The organism is Pseudoalteromonas sp. NCCP-2140, from assembly GCF_023708065.1.
Lineage (GTDB): Bacteria > Pseudomonadota > Gammaproteobacteria > Enterobacterales > Alteromonadaceae > Pseudoalteromonas.
In genome coordinates, this window is record NZ_BRCZ01000003.1 from 171,538 (window position 1) to 186,939 (window position 15,402).

The 15,402-nt window shown below is 41.9% G+C and carries 10 protein-coding genes; 2 read left to right on the plus strand and 8 right to left on the minus strand.

Annotation, left to right across the window (positions count from 1 at the left end; translation table 11 throughout):
* Positions 1–6 precede the first annotated feature (6 nt).
* The 6 genes from epd to NFU46_RS07465 form a co-directional block, all read right to left on the minus strand.
* A complete protein-coding gene (epd, locus tag NFU46_RS07440; protein ID WP_054551164.1) occupies positions 7–1,023 on the minus strand; it encodes an erythrose-4-phosphate dehydrogenase in 1,017 nt (338 codons plus the stop codon).
* 222 nt (positions 1,024–1,245) lie between these two features.
* Complete coding sequence (locus NFU46_RS07445; protein ID WP_251600942.1) at positions 1,246–1,707, minus strand: isoprenylcysteine carboxylmethyltransferase family protein; 462 nt, start codon at positions 1,705–1,707, stop codon at positions 1,246–1,248.
* Positions 1,704–2,327: a 3'-5' exonuclease gene (locus NFU46_RS07450; protein WP_251600944.1), complete on the minus strand. Its 624-nt coding sequence runs from the start codon at positions 2,325–2,327 to the stop codon at positions 1,704–1,706. Before NFU46_RS07450 ends, NFU46_RS07445 begins: the two co-directional genes overlap by 4 nt.
* A gap of 8 nt (positions 2,328–2,335) precedes the next feature.
* On the minus strand, positions 2,336–4,174 hold the full coding sequence (locus NFU46_RS07455) for a DUF294 nucleotidyltransferase-like domain-containing protein (RefSeq protein ID WP_058585783.1): 1,839 nt from the start codon (positions 4,172–4,174) through the stop codon (positions 2,336–2,338).
* Between the two features lie 119 nt (positions 4,175–4,293).
* Positions 4,294–6,018 carry a sodium:solute symporter family protein gene (locus tag NFU46_RS07460; protein ID WP_251600946.1) on the minus strand — a complete coding sequence of 575 codons (1,725 nt, stop codon included), beginning with the start codon at positions 6,016–6,018 and terminating at the stop codon, positions 4,294–4,296.
* Between the two features lie 10 nt (positions 6,019–6,028).
* Positions 6,029–6,292 carry a DUF4212 domain-containing protein gene (locus tag NFU46_RS07465; protein WP_054551160.1) on the minus strand — a complete coding sequence of 88 codons (264 nt, stop codon included), beginning with the start codon at positions 6,290–6,292 and terminating at the stop codon, positions 6,029–6,031.
* Between the two features lie 387 nt (positions 6,293–6,679).
* Here NFU46_RS07465 and NFU46_RS07470 point away from each other — a divergent pair, with 387 nt between their 5' ends.
* Entirely contained in the window at positions 6,680–10,120 is a 3,441-nt protein-coding gene (locus NFU46_RS07470) for a PAS-domain containing protein (RefSeq protein ID WP_251600948.1), read from the plus strand.
* Between the two features lie 9 nt (positions 10,121–10,129).
* Here the strand turns inward: NFU46_RS07470 and NFU46_RS07475 are convergent, their stop codons facing one another.
* Positions 10,130–12,733 (minus strand): DUF2339 domain-containing protein, encoded by a 2,604-nt coding sequence (locus tag NFU46_RS07475; RefSeq protein WP_251600950.1) that lies wholly within the window; start codon positions 12,731–12,733, stop codon positions 10,130–10,132.
* A 106-nt stretch (positions 12,734–12,839) separates the two neighbouring features.
* Positions 12,840–14,201 carry a hypothetical protein gene (locus NFU46_RS07480; protein ID WP_251600952.1) on the minus strand — a complete coding sequence of 454 codons (1,362 nt, stop codon included), beginning with the start codon at positions 14,199–14,201 and terminating at the stop codon, positions 12,840–12,842.
* Positions 14,202–14,541: 340 nt separating this feature from the next.
* Here NFU46_RS07480 and purU point away from each other — a divergent pair, with 340 nt between their 5' ends.
* Entirely contained in the window at positions 14,542–15,372 is an 831-nt protein-coding gene (purU, locus tag NFU46_RS07485; protein WP_055021009.1) for a formyltetrahydrofolate deformylase, read from the plus strand.
* Positions 15,373–15,402: the final 30 nt, after the last annotated feature.

A 15,402-nucleotide genomic window follows, 5' to 3' on the forward strand; every position in this document is an offset into this window, starting at 1 on the left:
TATAAATTATTGGCTTACAGCCATCATCGCACGCGCAGTGTCGAGCATACGATTCGCAAAGCCCCACTCATTATCGCACCACACTAACAACTTTATCAGTCGTTTATGACTAACACGTGTCTGAGTGCCATCTATGATACAAGAATGTGGGTCATGATTAAAATCTACCGATACCAATGGCTCTTCTGTATAGCTTAAAATACCGTCAAGGCGGTCTTTTGCAGCTAACTTAAGTGCTTGATTGACAGTCGCTAAATTCACATCTGTATTCACTGTTACACTTAAATCCATCGCCGTCACATTGATAGTTGGTACCCTAACAGCAATGGCTTCAAAGCGACTATGAAACTTAGGCAAAATACGCTCAATACCACGAGCAAGCTTTGTATCCACCGGAATAATAGACTGGCTTGCAGCGCGAGTACGACGTAAATCATGATGATACGCATCAATCACTTGCTGATCATGCATCGAGGCATGAATCGTTGTAATAGCCCCAGATTCAATCGAAAATGCGTCATCCAGCACTTTAATTACTGGCACAATACAGTTTGTGGTACATGAACCGTTTGAAACAATCGTATGTTCAGCTTTTAGCTCATCATCGTTAATACCATACACAATTGTGGCATCAACATCAGCATCTGCAGGCTGTGAAAACAATACTTTTTTTGCACCAGCAGCTAAGTGTAGTTCTGCATGTTCACGAGAGTGATACACCCCCGTACATTCAAGAACCACATCAACATCAAGAGTTTGCCAAGGCAGTTCTGCAGGGTTTTCTTCTGCAAATAAGGCTATAGAGTCGTTAGCAACCGTTAAAGTATCTTCGCCAAGATTAACTGGGAATGAAAAGCGGCCGTGAGATGTATCGTATTTAAGGAGATGGGCAATGCCCTTAGGGTCGGCTAATTCGTTAATAGCGACAATTTTGATTTGATCTTCAAGCCCTGATTCATACAGAGCACGGACGATGTTACGCCCGATTCGACCAAAACCATTAATTGCAAGTTTGATTGCCATGAAGAAGAAAATCCACTCTATTTGCTTGCAGATAAAGGCAGCTGCCTTTTAGATGGCGGTATTGTAATCGACCTTACACATTATTATAAGAGGTCAGGTGAAATAAAAATTGCTTAGCATGTTTTAGATGGCGCAGTTTTGGTAATCGACCTTTGAAGTTTTTATAAGAGGGCAAGGTAAGTAAAACTGCGTTAGCGACCTTATATAGCTTTCTGTATTCCTTTAAAGCCAACGACGAACAGATTTTTTGTATTGCTGGTATGCTGACCCAAACTTCTCTGCCATAAACGTTTCTTCTGGCATAATTTGAAATCGATTCATATAGAGAATAAATACCGGCAACATAATAAAACTCGCAATATTACCAAGATAAATACCCCAACCAACTAGTATTAGTAACATACCAACATACATTGGGTTACGGCTAAATTGATAAATACCACTTGTAACAAGACTCGCCGACTTTTCTGGAATTCGAGGGTCAACGGTCGTGCCTTGCTTGCGAAATTGATAAACTCCTAATAAAGCAAACATCACACCTGAAAATGCTATGAGTAGTGCTACAAAAGATGATGCAAAAAACAAGAAGCTAAAACTCGTAAACAAGTCTGCTATGCCCCACATCATCAACGCAATGATCAGCAGCAGCAAAACTGGGGGCACTTTTAATTCTAACTGATTCACACTAGCTCCCCTACTTTCAATGCCTTACCACGACTAATTTGATGACACTGTGCTAAGAATAATTCGGCCGTTGCCATGGCATCAGTAAGGGCATGGTGCGAGCTGTAATTCGGTAAGTTGTAGCGTTTACGGCATTCGCTAAGTGTTAAATCATCGTGGCCAATTTCGTGGCCTTGCTGGTGCAGGCGTTTTTTTTCAATAACAAAGGTATCAAGAATTAAACGCGCTTTTGCATCTAAGCCAAGCGTTCTGCAGGCCTGTTTTAAAAACCCCCAATCAAGTGCCGCATTATGAAACACTAAAATGCACTCACCAAAATGCTGATGCAGCTTGCCAAGAATGGTTTCGAGGCTTTCACCTGTATCTATGTCTTGTTTTGCAATACCGTGGTAAATCGGGCTTTGTTCTAAGCTTTGCACGTCCTTATTTATTAAGTGCTGCGCACCGCTGAGCTTAATGCACTGATCTTCTATCATTACCCACGCCACTGAGACAATTTCGTGCTGGCGAGGGTCAAGGCCCGTTAATTCCATATCTATCACTACGTAGCGCTCTTTATAGGCATCGGCTGCCAAAAGTTGCTTGCGCGCTAAATACCGACTTAACCAGCGTTTAACCATAACGCCTCCTATAAACTACCACGAGCAAACTTAAAGGCGGCCGCTTGCTGTGCCTGTTTAACCAAATAAAATGCTTCTTTTAATTGATGTCGCTCTAATGAATTCAACGCATTTGGGTTAATACAGTTGCTAGGCAATCCCTCTTCGTTAATTTGCGTGCCTAAACGAAGCTGGGTTAAAAAGCGCCAACAGTCTTTTAGGTTATATAAGTCATCTTTATTGAGTAGCGAAAATTTCATTAACGCATCAATACGCTCTTGCGTATTAGCACGCTGAATACCCGCTTTAAGCGAATATAAACGTACTATGTCGTTGATGATCACCACACCGCGTTTTTTTAAGTCGAGGTACTTATGCTGTTTTTCGTCAGTTTCTAATTTAAATTGATTAAACAAACCAATGGGCACTGGGGTATTTTTAATGTCGCTCGCCATAGCTGCATAGAATAAGTCATTTTTAGAAATGCGTTTTAGCTGCTCACAAAAGCGCGCATATAAGGTGGTTGAGCCTTCAATGAAGCGTAGATCAAAAAATATCTTACAATTGAGCATCGCCTCTGGTGTCGGTGAGGTGATCCACTTATGAAACTTTTCTGTCCAATCGTTAATGCCCATTCGACACGCTGCATTGCTCGCCATAATATTGCCAGGGCAACGTTTTATACCGCACTCAATTAAATGCTCACAGACATACTCGCCCATGCGTTTAAAGTAATCTTGTTGTTCTTCTGTTAAATCATCAGGTAGCAACAGGCCATTATCTTGGTCTGAATGCAGCGTTTGTTCTTCCCTTGCTTGTGAACCAAAACAAATAAAACTAAAGCTGGTTGGTGCCGCGCCATTATCTTCTTGAAACAAACGGATCAAACGCGAAGTCAGTGCATCGGTTAAACCACTTAATAATTTACCAATCAAGGAGATATCATCAATATTGTTTGAAAAACCTTTTAATAAACCGGGTATCTCTTGCGAATAACGTTTTAAGTCAACCACGCTATGCGCTTTATAAATTCGTCCAATTAATTGTACTGGGTCGCTTTTTTGCTGACGCAGTAAATCAGTACTGGTGAGCATACCAAGGGGTTTGTGATGTTCATCAAGCACTGGTAAATGGTGAATATTGTGCTTAAGCATTAAGTGCAGCGCCGAAAACACGCGGTTATTTTCAAAAATAAACTTGGGTTTACACGTCATGATGCTGCTTACTGACTCTTGAGGGTCAACCTCATCGGCCAATACGCGATTGCGCAAGTCTCTGTCGGTGACAACCCCAACGAGGCGATCATGTTCAGTTAGCATAATCGACGAAACACCCTGTTGTTTCATTTTTTTAGCGGTTTGACGAATACTTGCATCTGGCGCCAAGGTGACGGCTTTGCGATTCATCAATTCGCAAATTTTCTTCTCCGACCAACTGTCGTTTTGACTTTTATAATGAGAAGACAATAAACGGTTTTTGTGGGCGCGAACAAAGTATTGCTCAAACACTTTATACTCACGGCGTAAGTAATCAAATGCCGCTTGGTTTAGCATGTAAACAATGCCTTCCTTTTGCACTGAAATGCTATTTTGAATCGCTTCGCCAGTTAACAGTGAAGGAAAACCAAAGTAATCGCCACTCGATAACTTAGTAATCACATCGCCTTTTGGGTCGACTAAATCATAATCGCCAGAGCGAATTAAAAATAATCTGAGATTATCTGAACTTAACCACTGATTTTGATTCTCACGGGTCAGATAAATAATATCGAGATGGTTTACAAAATACTCACTGGCAGCGCCATCAAGCTGATTAAATGGCGTTTGTTGCATGACAAATTGGGCGACTTCCTGTTGCTCGGTATTCATGGTCATTCTCGCTATAAAATAGAGACAATATCTACACTACCCCTGTTTGAAATAAATAAAAAGCCCGACTTAAGTCGGGCTTTTGAACTTCAAGAGTGTGTTCTTATAAAATGGTTTTATTAGTGCGCGTGTGCTGCGCTCGAACCTTTAGGATTACGGATACCTTCAACCATTTCTTGGATTTCAACTGGTGTTTCAGCCGTTAGTTTAAGTACGATAGCTGCAACCACAAAGTTAACAATCATACCAACCAGACCAATACCCTCAGGTGAAATACCAAATAACCAGTTTGCAGGTGTATTCAATTCAGGGCTTACGAACTTGAAGTAGATAATATAAGCCGCTGTGAATGTAATACCTGTCACCATACCCGCAATCGCACCTTCTTTATTCATCTTCTTAGAGAAGATACCCATAATGATGGCTGGGAAGAAGCTCGCCGCTGCTAAGCCGAAGGCAAAGGCAACAACCGAGGCCACGAACCCTGGCGGGTTAATACCAAAGTAAGCTGAAATTACAATCGCTATCATCGCAGCTAGGCGCGCTGCTAGTAGCTCTTGTTTGTCACTTATATCTGGTTTTAAGGTGCGTTTTAATAAGTCATGCGATACCGAGGTCGAGATCACCAATAGTAAGCCTGCTGTTGTTGATAGCGCTGCTGCGATACCACCTGCTGCTACTAATGCAATCACCCATGCTGGTAAGTCTGCAATCTCAGGGTTTGCAAGTACCATGATGTCGCGGTCAACTTTAACTTCGTTTGCGCTGTTTGGATCATCAATCTTACCTGCTGAGTAGAACATTTTGCCGTCACCATTTTTATCGTTAAAGGTGATTAGGCCTGTTCTTTCCCAGTTTTTAACCCAAGCTGGTGCTTCTGCGTACTCTGTACCGCTACCATCTTTACCGTTAATTGTATCAATCATGTTTACACGAGCGAATGACGCTACAGCAGGTGCTGTTGTATAAACAACTGCAATGAAAACAAGTGTCCATGCAGCTGAGATACGCGTGTCTTTAACACGTGGAACAGTGAAGAAACGAACGATTACGTGCGGTAAACCTGCAGTACCAACCATTAGTGCGCCTGTGATTGCGAATACATCAATCATGCTCTTCGAGCCTTCGGTGTACTGCGCAAAGCCAAGCTCGGTACTGAGCCCATCTAGTTTATCGAGGACAAACTGTCCTGAGCCATCGCTAAGCGTTGCACCAAAACCTGTTTGTGGGAAGAAGTGACCTGTCATCATCATTGAAATGAAGATTGCTGGAACAAGGTAAGCAAATACCAGTACACAGTACTGAGCTACTTGCGTATATGTAATCCCCTTCATACCGCCTAATACAGCGTAGAAGAATACAATCACCATACCAATGTAAACACCGGTCTCAATATCTACTTCTAAGAAGCGAGAGAAAACTACGCCCACACCACGCATTTGACCTGCGATGTATGTGAAACAGATAAAGATGGCACATAAAATTGCAACAACACGTGCAGCTTGTGAGTAATAACGGTCACCGATGAAATCTGGCACCGTGAACTTACCAAACTTACGTAGATAAGGAGCTAAACAAAGTGCAAGTAGTACATAACCACCTGTCCAACCCATTAGATATACACCACCGTCATAGCCCGCAAACGAGATAATACCCGCCATTGAGATAAACGATGCCGCACTCATCCAGTCAGCAGCAGTTGCCATACCATTTGCTAGCGGCGGTACACCGCCCCCTGCAACGTAGAACTCATTTGTTGACCCAGCACGAGCCCAGATTGCGATGCCGATATAAAGCGCGAAGCTTAAACCGACGATAATAAATGTGAGTGTTTGAACATCCATTGCTTAGCTCCTATTCGTCTACGCCATATTTTTTATCTAACGTATTCATTTTGAAAACGTAAACAAAAATCAAAGCAACAAAGGTGTAAATAGCGCCTTGCTGGGAGAACCAGAAGCCGAGTTTAAACCCAAAGAAACGTATCTCGTTAAGTACGTCTACTAGTAAAATGCCGAAGCCAAATGACACGACAAACCAAATTGCTAATAATTTAAATAGCAGTGCGAGGTTTTCCGCCCAATAAGCTTTTGCTTGTTCTTCATCTTTAAAAGCCATTTTTTATCCCCTTATGCATTACAAGAAAGTAATGAGTGGTATTAGTTGTCATTAACTAAGTTAGCAAGGGTTCTGATTTATGGAATTGAGACCATAGTCGTAACAGCTAGTTTACGTTTACGTAAACTGCAAAACACCATTTGTTAATGGATGGTAAAAAACAATAATTAACAACAACTTAACCTATAAAGATAAATTTGCGAAATAGCGAAAATAGTAAAAACGAATGATCTGCGACATTAGTCTAATAAAGATACATAAAACAGTACTATTCATTAATTTTCAATAACTTGCATTTCATTAATTATTATTGCAAAAAATCTTGCCATCGAAATCGCGCATAATTCTGGTAAGGTAGTGTTATTACAATAATTACTGAATTTAAACATGACAGCTGCGCTTTTATTTGTTGCACTCGCCTATATTGGCGTGTTGTTTTGGTTGGCAAATTGGGGAGACAAAACCACTCCTCTTGCTAAAAGAATTAGTCACCACCCATTTGTTTATTCTTTTTCATTAGGGATTTACTGTACGTCTTGGACCTACTACGGTTCAGTTGGTACAGCAGCCACCAGCAGTTGGAATTACTTACCTATTTTAATCGGCCCTGCGTTGCTTTTTTTCTTTGGCCAAGGGTTTTTACGCAAATTAGTACTGGTCAGTAAAAAACAAAATATTACGACCATCGCCGACTTTATTTCAGCTCGCTATGGTAAACGGCAAACCACCGCCATTATGGTGACAATTATCGCTTTATTGGCGACGATTCCGTATATCGCTCTGCAATTAAAAGCACTGAGTAGCAGCTTCTTACTGCTGCAAAACGACGATCGTATTTCTGGCTCTGTGCTGGCCCTTTCGGCAACACTCATTATGGCGATGTTTGCGATATTCTTTGGTACGCGCAAAGTCGATGTAACCGAATATCGCTCAGGGCTAATGCTCGCTGTCGCCTTTGAGTCTATGATTAAGTTATTAGCTTTGGTGGCCGTTGCTGGGCTTGCTTTATACACATTATTTAATTTAACTACGGTGCAGACCGAGCAGCTAACGGGCTCAATTTGGCAACATTGGCAGAACTTCGACTTTTTTAGCTTTAACTTTATCGGCCAGTCATTAATGGCCGCAGCGGCGATTATCTGTTTGCCAAGGCAATTCCACGTAACTGTGGTCGATAACCAAGATAAACGCCACCTTTATACAGCCCGCTGGGCATTCCCCCTGTATTTGTTACTAACTGCAGCAATGATTTTCCCTATTGCAACGGCAGCTATACACCCTGGCATTGGCAGTGGCTTCTCACCAGATAGCTTTGTATTAGCCCTACCACTGATGCACGAAAACGCCTTTTTAACGACCTTTGTATTTATCGGCGGTCTATCAGCGGCTACAGCGATGATTGTTGTAGCCACACTCACGCTCAGTACCATGATTTCAAACGATGTAGTGCTGCCGTTAATGCTGCGTCGTAAGTTTAAACGTAACCTGATTACTAGCAGCTATAAGTCGCAAATCCTGTTAGTGAGACGCTTCACAATTGCTGGCATTTTGATTTTGTCGTATTTCTACCAGCAATGGTTTGGCCATGGTAAAGCACTGGCTAGTATGGGTTTAGTGGCCTTTTCTTTGGTATCGCAATTACTCCCAGCTATTGTAGGTGGTCTTTATTGGCGAAAAGGCCATGCTTATGGGGTTTATGCCGGGTTATTAGCAGGCTTTATTTGCTGGGTCTTATTTTTAATGCTGCCTATTTTAGATGCAGGCAATACCTTAAATGCAGAGCTGCAACAAACACTTATTACTCGTGGTACTCTAATCGCCTTATTTGCCAATATTGGCTGCTACATAAGTTTTTCGCTCGGTGCAGATGAACGTTTAATTGATAAAATTCAAGCAGCTGCTTTTGTTAATCCCAAAGAGCAAGCGGTATTCGCCAGACGTTTAAATAAAAACGTAAAAGCCACTGTTTACGACTTTAAAGTGCTGCTGCAAACCTTCTTAGGCGTGCAGCGCTCGCAGCAAGTGCTGGCTCATTTTGCGTTATCACATAACTTAGATGATAACAACGCGCACCCTGAGCCCGAGTTTATTGCTTATTGTGAACGTGCCTTAACCGGTGTACTTGGCGCATCTTCAGCACAAGCGCTGATCCACACGGTTGCTTCTGGTAAACGCATGGCCTTTGAAGAAGTGGTTAACTTTTTTGATGAAACCACACAGGCCCTGCAATTTAATCAAAACTTATTATTTACCTCTCTCGAAAACCTCAGCCATGGTATTTCGGTTGTTGATAAAGAACTTAATTTAGTGGCATGGAATAAGCGCTACGCAGAGATGTTTGCCTACCCAGATGATTTTCTCGAAGTAGGCCAACCAATTGAAGATGTGCTTAGATACAATGCCGAGCGCGGTGAATGTGGCCCCGGTGAAGTTGAACGCCATGTAGAAAAGCGCGTGCAGCATCTTAAAAACGGCACGCCCCATCACTTTATTCGTCACCGCCGTAATGGCCAAGTGTTCGAAATGATTGGTAACCCACTGCCTGATGGCGGCTTTGTGACAAGTTTCTCTGATATTACCACGCATATCGAAACGCAAAATGCGCTTGAAGAAGTAAACATGGATCTTGAAAACCGTATTGAAGCGCGTACTCAAGAAATCCGTACTATCAATAAAGATTTACAAGCACAAATCGATAGCCGAGTACAAACTGAGCAAGCACTTACTTTAGCCAAAAAAGAGGCTGAGCAAGCTAATGACAGTAAAACGCGATTTTTAGCCTTGGCTAGCCACGATATTTTACAACCGCTGAATGCGGCGCGCCTATATCTTGCAGCTATTGATGATAAAACCCTTTCGAGCAACAACTTAAATAACTTTGAAAAGCTGGGTGCAAGCTTAGATTCAACGGTGCATTTGATGTCGGCGCTGTTAGAAATTGCCAAGCTCGAACAAGGAGCAATGACCCCTACTCCGCGTCACTTTAGTATTGATGACATACTTGCCCCGCTGAAAAATGAATACGCCATTATGTCGAGCGAAAAAGGCTTAAAACTGACGGTACGTTCAAAGGGAGTTATCGTTCACAGTGATATCACTTATTTACGACGAATTATTCAAAACTTGGTGTCAAATGCGGTTAAATACACCGATAGTGGCCGAGTTTTAATTGCTTGTCGCAAACGCAAACATCATTTACGGATTGAAGTATGGGACACAGGCCCCGGCATTACAGAAGTAGAGCAAGCGAAAATCTTTAATGATTTTTATCGTATTGAAGCCGGTGATAACAAAGGGGTGGGTCTTGGCTTAGGAGTTGTAAAACGAATGGCCGACTTACTCTCTTTACGTTTAGATGTAAGCTCAACGCCTGGCAAAGGTAGCCGCTTTAGTATTGAAGTACCTTATGGTGAAAGCCAATTTATTCAACAAAAAGAGGCGCCTAAAAAAGGGGTTGAGAACCGCAGTGCAATGAATATTATTGCGGTGGATGATGACCCAGAAAACCTTAATGCCATGGCAAGCCTATTGCAAAAGTGGCAGGCAAATTATCAGCTCTTTGATCAAGTTGAAACCGTGATGGCCTATGCCAAAGAGCATCGAGCGCCCGATGTGATCTTAATGGATTACCAGCTGGGTCATGATTGCGATGGCATAACCCTTATTAAAACCCTAAGAGAAATTTGGCAAAGCCCTGTGCCTGCTATTTTAATCACAGCGGTGCGTGATGAAGCCCTAAAACAGCAAACCAAAGAAGAACAAATTCATTACCTTAGTAAACCCGTTAAGCCCGCAAAACTCAAAGCACTGCTTAATCACAGTACTTAACAATACCACTTAAGGCAAAGCTGCAGGCTTTGCCTTAAGTTTTTGGAATAACCAGCTAAGTGCCACTAACGACAAGCCTAAGCCGATAAACGAAATAGCTCGAAGTAATCCAGTTAAGTTTGCCATATCAATCAAAAACACTTTTAACACCACCAGCGCCAATAAGCCAAGGCCGAGCTTTTGTAATACCGTAATGGCTCTTAACTGCCCCACCACAACCACCAAGGCACCGATAACAAGCCAAATTAAAGAATAACTGTAAAGCTCGGCATCTGAGGTTGGCAAAGCAATATTTATAAACTCGCCTTGCCAGTTATGGCGAATTTCCGCATTGATATATAAAACACTCATCACACCCGCAAGAGCTGTAAACAGCTTTTGTAAAGAGTGCTGAGATTGAGTTAGTCGGCTTGCCCAAATTGCAATACAGGCAGGGACTAACCAAAGTAATAATAGCCAGTTAATAATCGGCCAACTGCCTATATTTATCGGCTCAAAAAACGGATTTACTGCGGTAAAGCTTTTCAGCACTAACAAGCCACTCAATGTTAATAACGCAAAACCTGCTACTTGATAGAGCTTAGCTAATTGCGCAGTAAAGCGTGAACGCAGTAAATAAACACAACCCAAGATGCCCCAATTACAGGTTAATAAAATATGCTCATACACAGACAAGTTCTCAAAGTCTGGGTAGTGCCCCACCAACTGATAGCTCGTCTCTGTGGTAAGAAATAAAGCAATACAATGAAGCGTTGCACCTTCTAGCCACACCTGAACAGATTGCTGCTGCCAGTGCCTCGCTGCAAAGTAAAATAAGCAAGCGCATACTGGGTATACAACCAAACTCCAGTGCACACCGAGCAGCAACACACCACTGTAATCAGCTGACCAAGGTGCAAAGCTTAACCTAACAAGTAAAGCGCCAACTAAACCCTTAAGCGGCCAAGTAGGAATGCTGAGTGACTGTTTATTGACATAAAAACTGATCAACAACACCTGCGCAGCAAGCGCTAAGGTCAAGCTGCTGCCTTCAAGGAGCATGGTTAACGCTAAGCTAATATTGGCATTACCGCCAAGCCAGTAACTAAATACCCGCATTGGATTTGTGCTATTAAGTGATAACTTAAATAACCCAGCAGACAGTGCCAGTAATACAAAGCACCAAACCGGATACGCCGTCATCAAGGCATGTTCGGGAGTGATGACATATAAGCAACTAATAATCACAAAACTTGAAAGTGAAGCAAGTAAAGCAAAACCTAAGCGTTTGGGGTATTTACGACCAAACAAAAACCCATAACCCGCAAACAAAGCAATAAAAAACAGCCCTGCTCCGTAATTTTGCCGAAATACAAAAAGCTGCTCAGAGTAATCAACAGCATTGTGTTGCCCTGTAAGCAAACACATTACACTCACAACAGCTAGTATCAGCCAGTGATCCCATGCACTGTTTTTTAATACCAAAAGAAGCAGTAAAGCCACTAACGACAACATACTAAGCTGCCAAGTAAGCAGTTGGTTACTGCTCATGAGTAAAAGATAAAGTGGCACGACAACAGCTATCAACAGAGGGTTGTCAGGCAGTTGCTTAAGTAGTGTTTTAAAGCGATGTGGACGGTATTCTATTTGTTTAATACTCAGCCCTAGGCGTGGAATCGCAATTAACAATACGATGCTAAATAGAGCATAAAGATTAATAAACCAATGCAGGTTTTTAGCTGCACTCATTGCAACTAGGTAATACCAGCCTAAATGACCTACCCATAACAGATACCACAACCAATGCCGTTTTACGTAATGAGCAACTAGCGAAGCCGATACACTAACAAAAGCAACATAAGTTAGCAGTGCTATAAAGTCATTGCTCCCGGTATTAACCCAAACCGGCACGCTGTAGGCGCCAATAATGCCAATGACTGCTAGCACAGGACCAAAACGTAGAGCCATCCAGCTGGCTGCTACAGAAACTAAGGTTAAAATGCTAAATGCAGGTAAAGCTTGCAGTAAGCCATAATGGCTGTAGGCCAGCAAGGTCAATGCAAAACAACTAATAAAGCCGCCACTTGCCAGCGCCGCGGGAATATAGTTGCTAAACCCATCAAAGATAATACCTTTACGATGTAAAACCTCCGCCGCAACAATTAAGCTCAAACCAAAAATAGCGCCAAGCGTAAGTCGCATAGTTTCGGATAATAAGCCTGCCTCCAGTGAATAGCGGGCTAAAAAGATACCGCCAAAGGCAAGTGCAACCGCTCCTACCCAAGTTAACCAATTGGCTTTGATTTGTGTAACGAGTTGGCTTACTAGCGGATTTAAAGTCGCAGGCTTGGGTTTTGTTTGCTCTGGCTTTTTATTAGTAGCCTCAATCGGCTTACTAATGACTACAGGCTCTGGTTCAAATTTTGCTGTGTCAGTCAGATCGGCGTTTGAATTATCAAACTGGTTTGCAGTATTTGTTTGTGGATGATGACTATATGTCGCGTTAAGTTTGACTCGAAGAGCAGCTACCTCTCGCTTTAAACTAGAGAGTTGAAAAAAGGCAAAAAAACCAGCAATTGAGCCACCTACAACAACTAGTGCTAGTAATATTATTAACGCAATACCGCCGTCCATATCCTCTCCTTGTGTACGCTTTAAACAAAAAAGCAAAAAGCCTTAATTGTTTATACAATAAACACTTAGCAAGAGTAAATAAACAACGATATTGCGTTTTAGCCGGTTAAGACTGTTCAGTCACCGTACGCTCTAAGGTCATTTTAAAACCTGAATCAGTGGTTTCATCGTGTTCAATCACCAAGATATAGTTACCTTCTTCAGTAAAATCCATATCGCTTTGTTGTAATAGCACAATCTGTTGACCGTTATCTTCAAACACCACATAAGTTGTATAAACTTCGTTATCAACCACCTGCTCTTGTTGGTCATATTGATCTAACCCTTCTACAACATTGCTAGTATCTTCAACCGTTTCACCATTGAGGGTGAAGTACACATCAACCTCATCAATTTCTTGCCCTGCATAGCTATCAATTAAGTTAACCACAGTAACTGCATGGCTGTAGCTGCTTGGAGTTAGGTTTTCTTCAATGGTCATCATACGAGGCCCGTAATCTTTGTCATTGTAGAAAAGACCAACCGCACTTTGCTCACGTTCTAATGTCATTAAGAAGTTATCTACAATCGTGTCACCTGCTTCATCTAACATGGCGACGCTGTAACTATTTGGCGACATGCTCATGTATTCAGAGTAACTATCGTTGCTAACAACCTCGGTGTTAGTCGCCGTTGTGCCTCGGGTTACTTTAAACTGGGTTTGTGTGTAATCATCAATAGTATTGATAAAACGCAGCTGACCTTGCGCGTCTTGGTGGTTTAGTTGTGTTACTGAGCTACTTGCCGTCACGACATCAAGCGTAATGCCATCTTCTTCTGTTGCATAACTTGGACGGATCATCGCCATGTACGTTGCTTCATCATTAAAGTACACGGTTGGTGATTCAAAAATCACATCTGTGCTACCGCTAGCGGTAATATATATAGTGTAATAACCTTGCTCAAGCGTCGCTAATTCTGGTTCAACGAGGTATTGCGAAGTCATTAATAACTCAGCGGTATCAAATAACCCGTCGTCAGTAGCAACGTATACATCGTAAAGGTTATCTTCACCAACGATATTAAAAAAGCCAACATTGAATTCATCTTCATCGCTTGACGTCGGCACACTGAGCTCTGTAAACGTTGGTTCAGCAAAGTCGCCGTTCATTACTAGCAACTGAGTTTGATCATTTTTAATTTTGATGGTTTCTTCATCGATGGTGATATAGCTATCGTTGGCATCAACATATTCAAAAGTTAAATCATACTCCCCCGAACTGTAGTTATGACGAGTTGATACATCACCAAAATCTGCGCCCGAACGTTCAGTGTCATCAACAAATAAACGTGTGTATGGGCTGTTGTAAGAGCCATTGTACAGTTGCACATAACCACTGTTGTTACTGCTGCTGTCGTCGCTTGAACAGGCAGCCAGTACCGAAAGCAAACTTGAGGCAACAATTTTTTTAAGCAGAGTGCTTTTCATGGAATTTTTTCCTTATTGTTTGTAATACCCCATTCTGACTCGAATAGTGCGAAAAAATTCTATGTTTTACAAACTATTACCTTCACTTACAGTTACTTACGATAAGGTTAAAAAGTGTAGAAAATGATGTAGAGAAGCACTTAATTAATCATAATTATAGACAGAAAATCACATTTATAGTGAAAGCAGCTTACTTTTACACGAAAAGTAAATAATGATTACATTTTAGGCGCTTATGCAATCAAATCAGATAAATTATTAGATAGTTAAATTTGCGCTATGCAGCACAAAAAAATTAGCAAATAATGGTGTTCACACAAACGGGATTAGAATGAGGACTATGAACACGATTTTAACCACACAATGCGATGATGATGTTGGTCTAATTGCCAAGATCACCGGCCTTTGTCATCAGCATAACTTAAACATTACACGTAATAACGAATTTGTAGATAAAGACGCTAAACGCTTTTTTATGCGTACAGAGTTAAGCGGCGTTATTTCAGATGACTTTTTACCAAGCCTTGCTGAGCTACTTCCTGATGGCGCAGAGCTTGCCCTGCACAGCAGCGAAAAAACTAAAGTGGTATTGCTTGCCACTAAAGAAGCGCACTGTTTAGGTGGTGTATTACTAAAGCAATTCGAAAAAGCATTAAACATCGAAGTACTAGCTGTGATTGCCAACTACGCCGACTTAGCGCCACTGGCGGCAGGCTTTGGTGTACCATTTCATGTGGTATCGCACGAAGGCTTAAGCCGTGCGGAGCATGATCAACAAGTCGGTGATTTAATTGCCAGCTATCAGCCTGATATCATCGGCCTTGCTAAATACATGCGTATTTTAAGCCCTGAATTTGTGGCGCGCTTTGAAGGTAAGATTATTAATATTCACCATTCATTTTTGCCAGCCTTTATTGGCGCAAAGCCTTACCATCAGGCATTTGAGCGCGGTGTAAAAATTATTGGCGCGACCGCTCACTTTGTTAATAATGAGCTCGATGAAGGGCCAATTATTTTACAAGATGTGACGCATGTCAGTCATGCTGATACCGCAGAGATGATGGCAAAAATGGGTAAAGATGTAGAGAAAACAGTGTTCTGCAAAGCGTTGCAACTCGCATCTGAACATAAACTGTTTATCAATGGAAATCGAACCGTGGTGTTCGCTTAGGCAATAAAATGAAGAGGCTGAGTGGCCTCT

Bases quoted from the DNA above. Each gene is read 5' to 3' on its own strand.
- epd (WP_054551164.1), bottom strand. From the start codon at position 1,023: ATGGCAATCAAACTTGCAATTAATGGTTTTGGTCGAATCGGGCGTAAC.
- NFU46_RS07450 (WP_251600944.1), bottom strand. From the start codon at position 2,327: ATGGTTAAACGCTGGTTAAGTCGGTATTTAGCGCGCAAGCAACTTTTG.
- NFU46_RS07455 (WP_058585783.1), bottom strand. From the start codon at position 4,174: ATGAATACCGAGCAACAGGAAGTCGCCCAATTTGTCATGCAACAAACG.
- NFU46_RS07460 (WP_251600946.1), bottom strand. From the start codon at position 6,018: ATGGATGTTCAAACACTCACATTTATTATCGTCGGTTTAAGCTTCGCG.
- NFU46_RS07465 (WP_054551160.1), bottom strand. From the start codon at position 6,292: ATGGCTTTTAAAGATGAAGAACAAGCAAAAGCTTATTGGGCGGAAAAC.
- NFU46_RS07470 (WP_251600948.1), top strand. From the start codon at position 6,680: ATGACAGCTGCGCTTTTATTTGTTGCACTCGCCTATATTGGCGTGTTG.
- NFU46_RS07475 (WP_251600950.1), bottom strand. From the start codon at position 12,733: ATGGACGGCGGTATTGCGTTAATAATATTACTAGCACTAGTTGTTGTA.
- NFU46_RS07480 (WP_251600952.1), bottom strand. From the start codon at position 14,201: ATGAAAAGCACTCTGCTTAAAAAAATTGTTGCCTCAAGTTTGCTTTCG.
- purU (WP_055021009.1), top strand. From the start codon at position 14,542: ATGAACACGATTTTAACCACACAATGCGATGATGATGTTGGTCTAATT.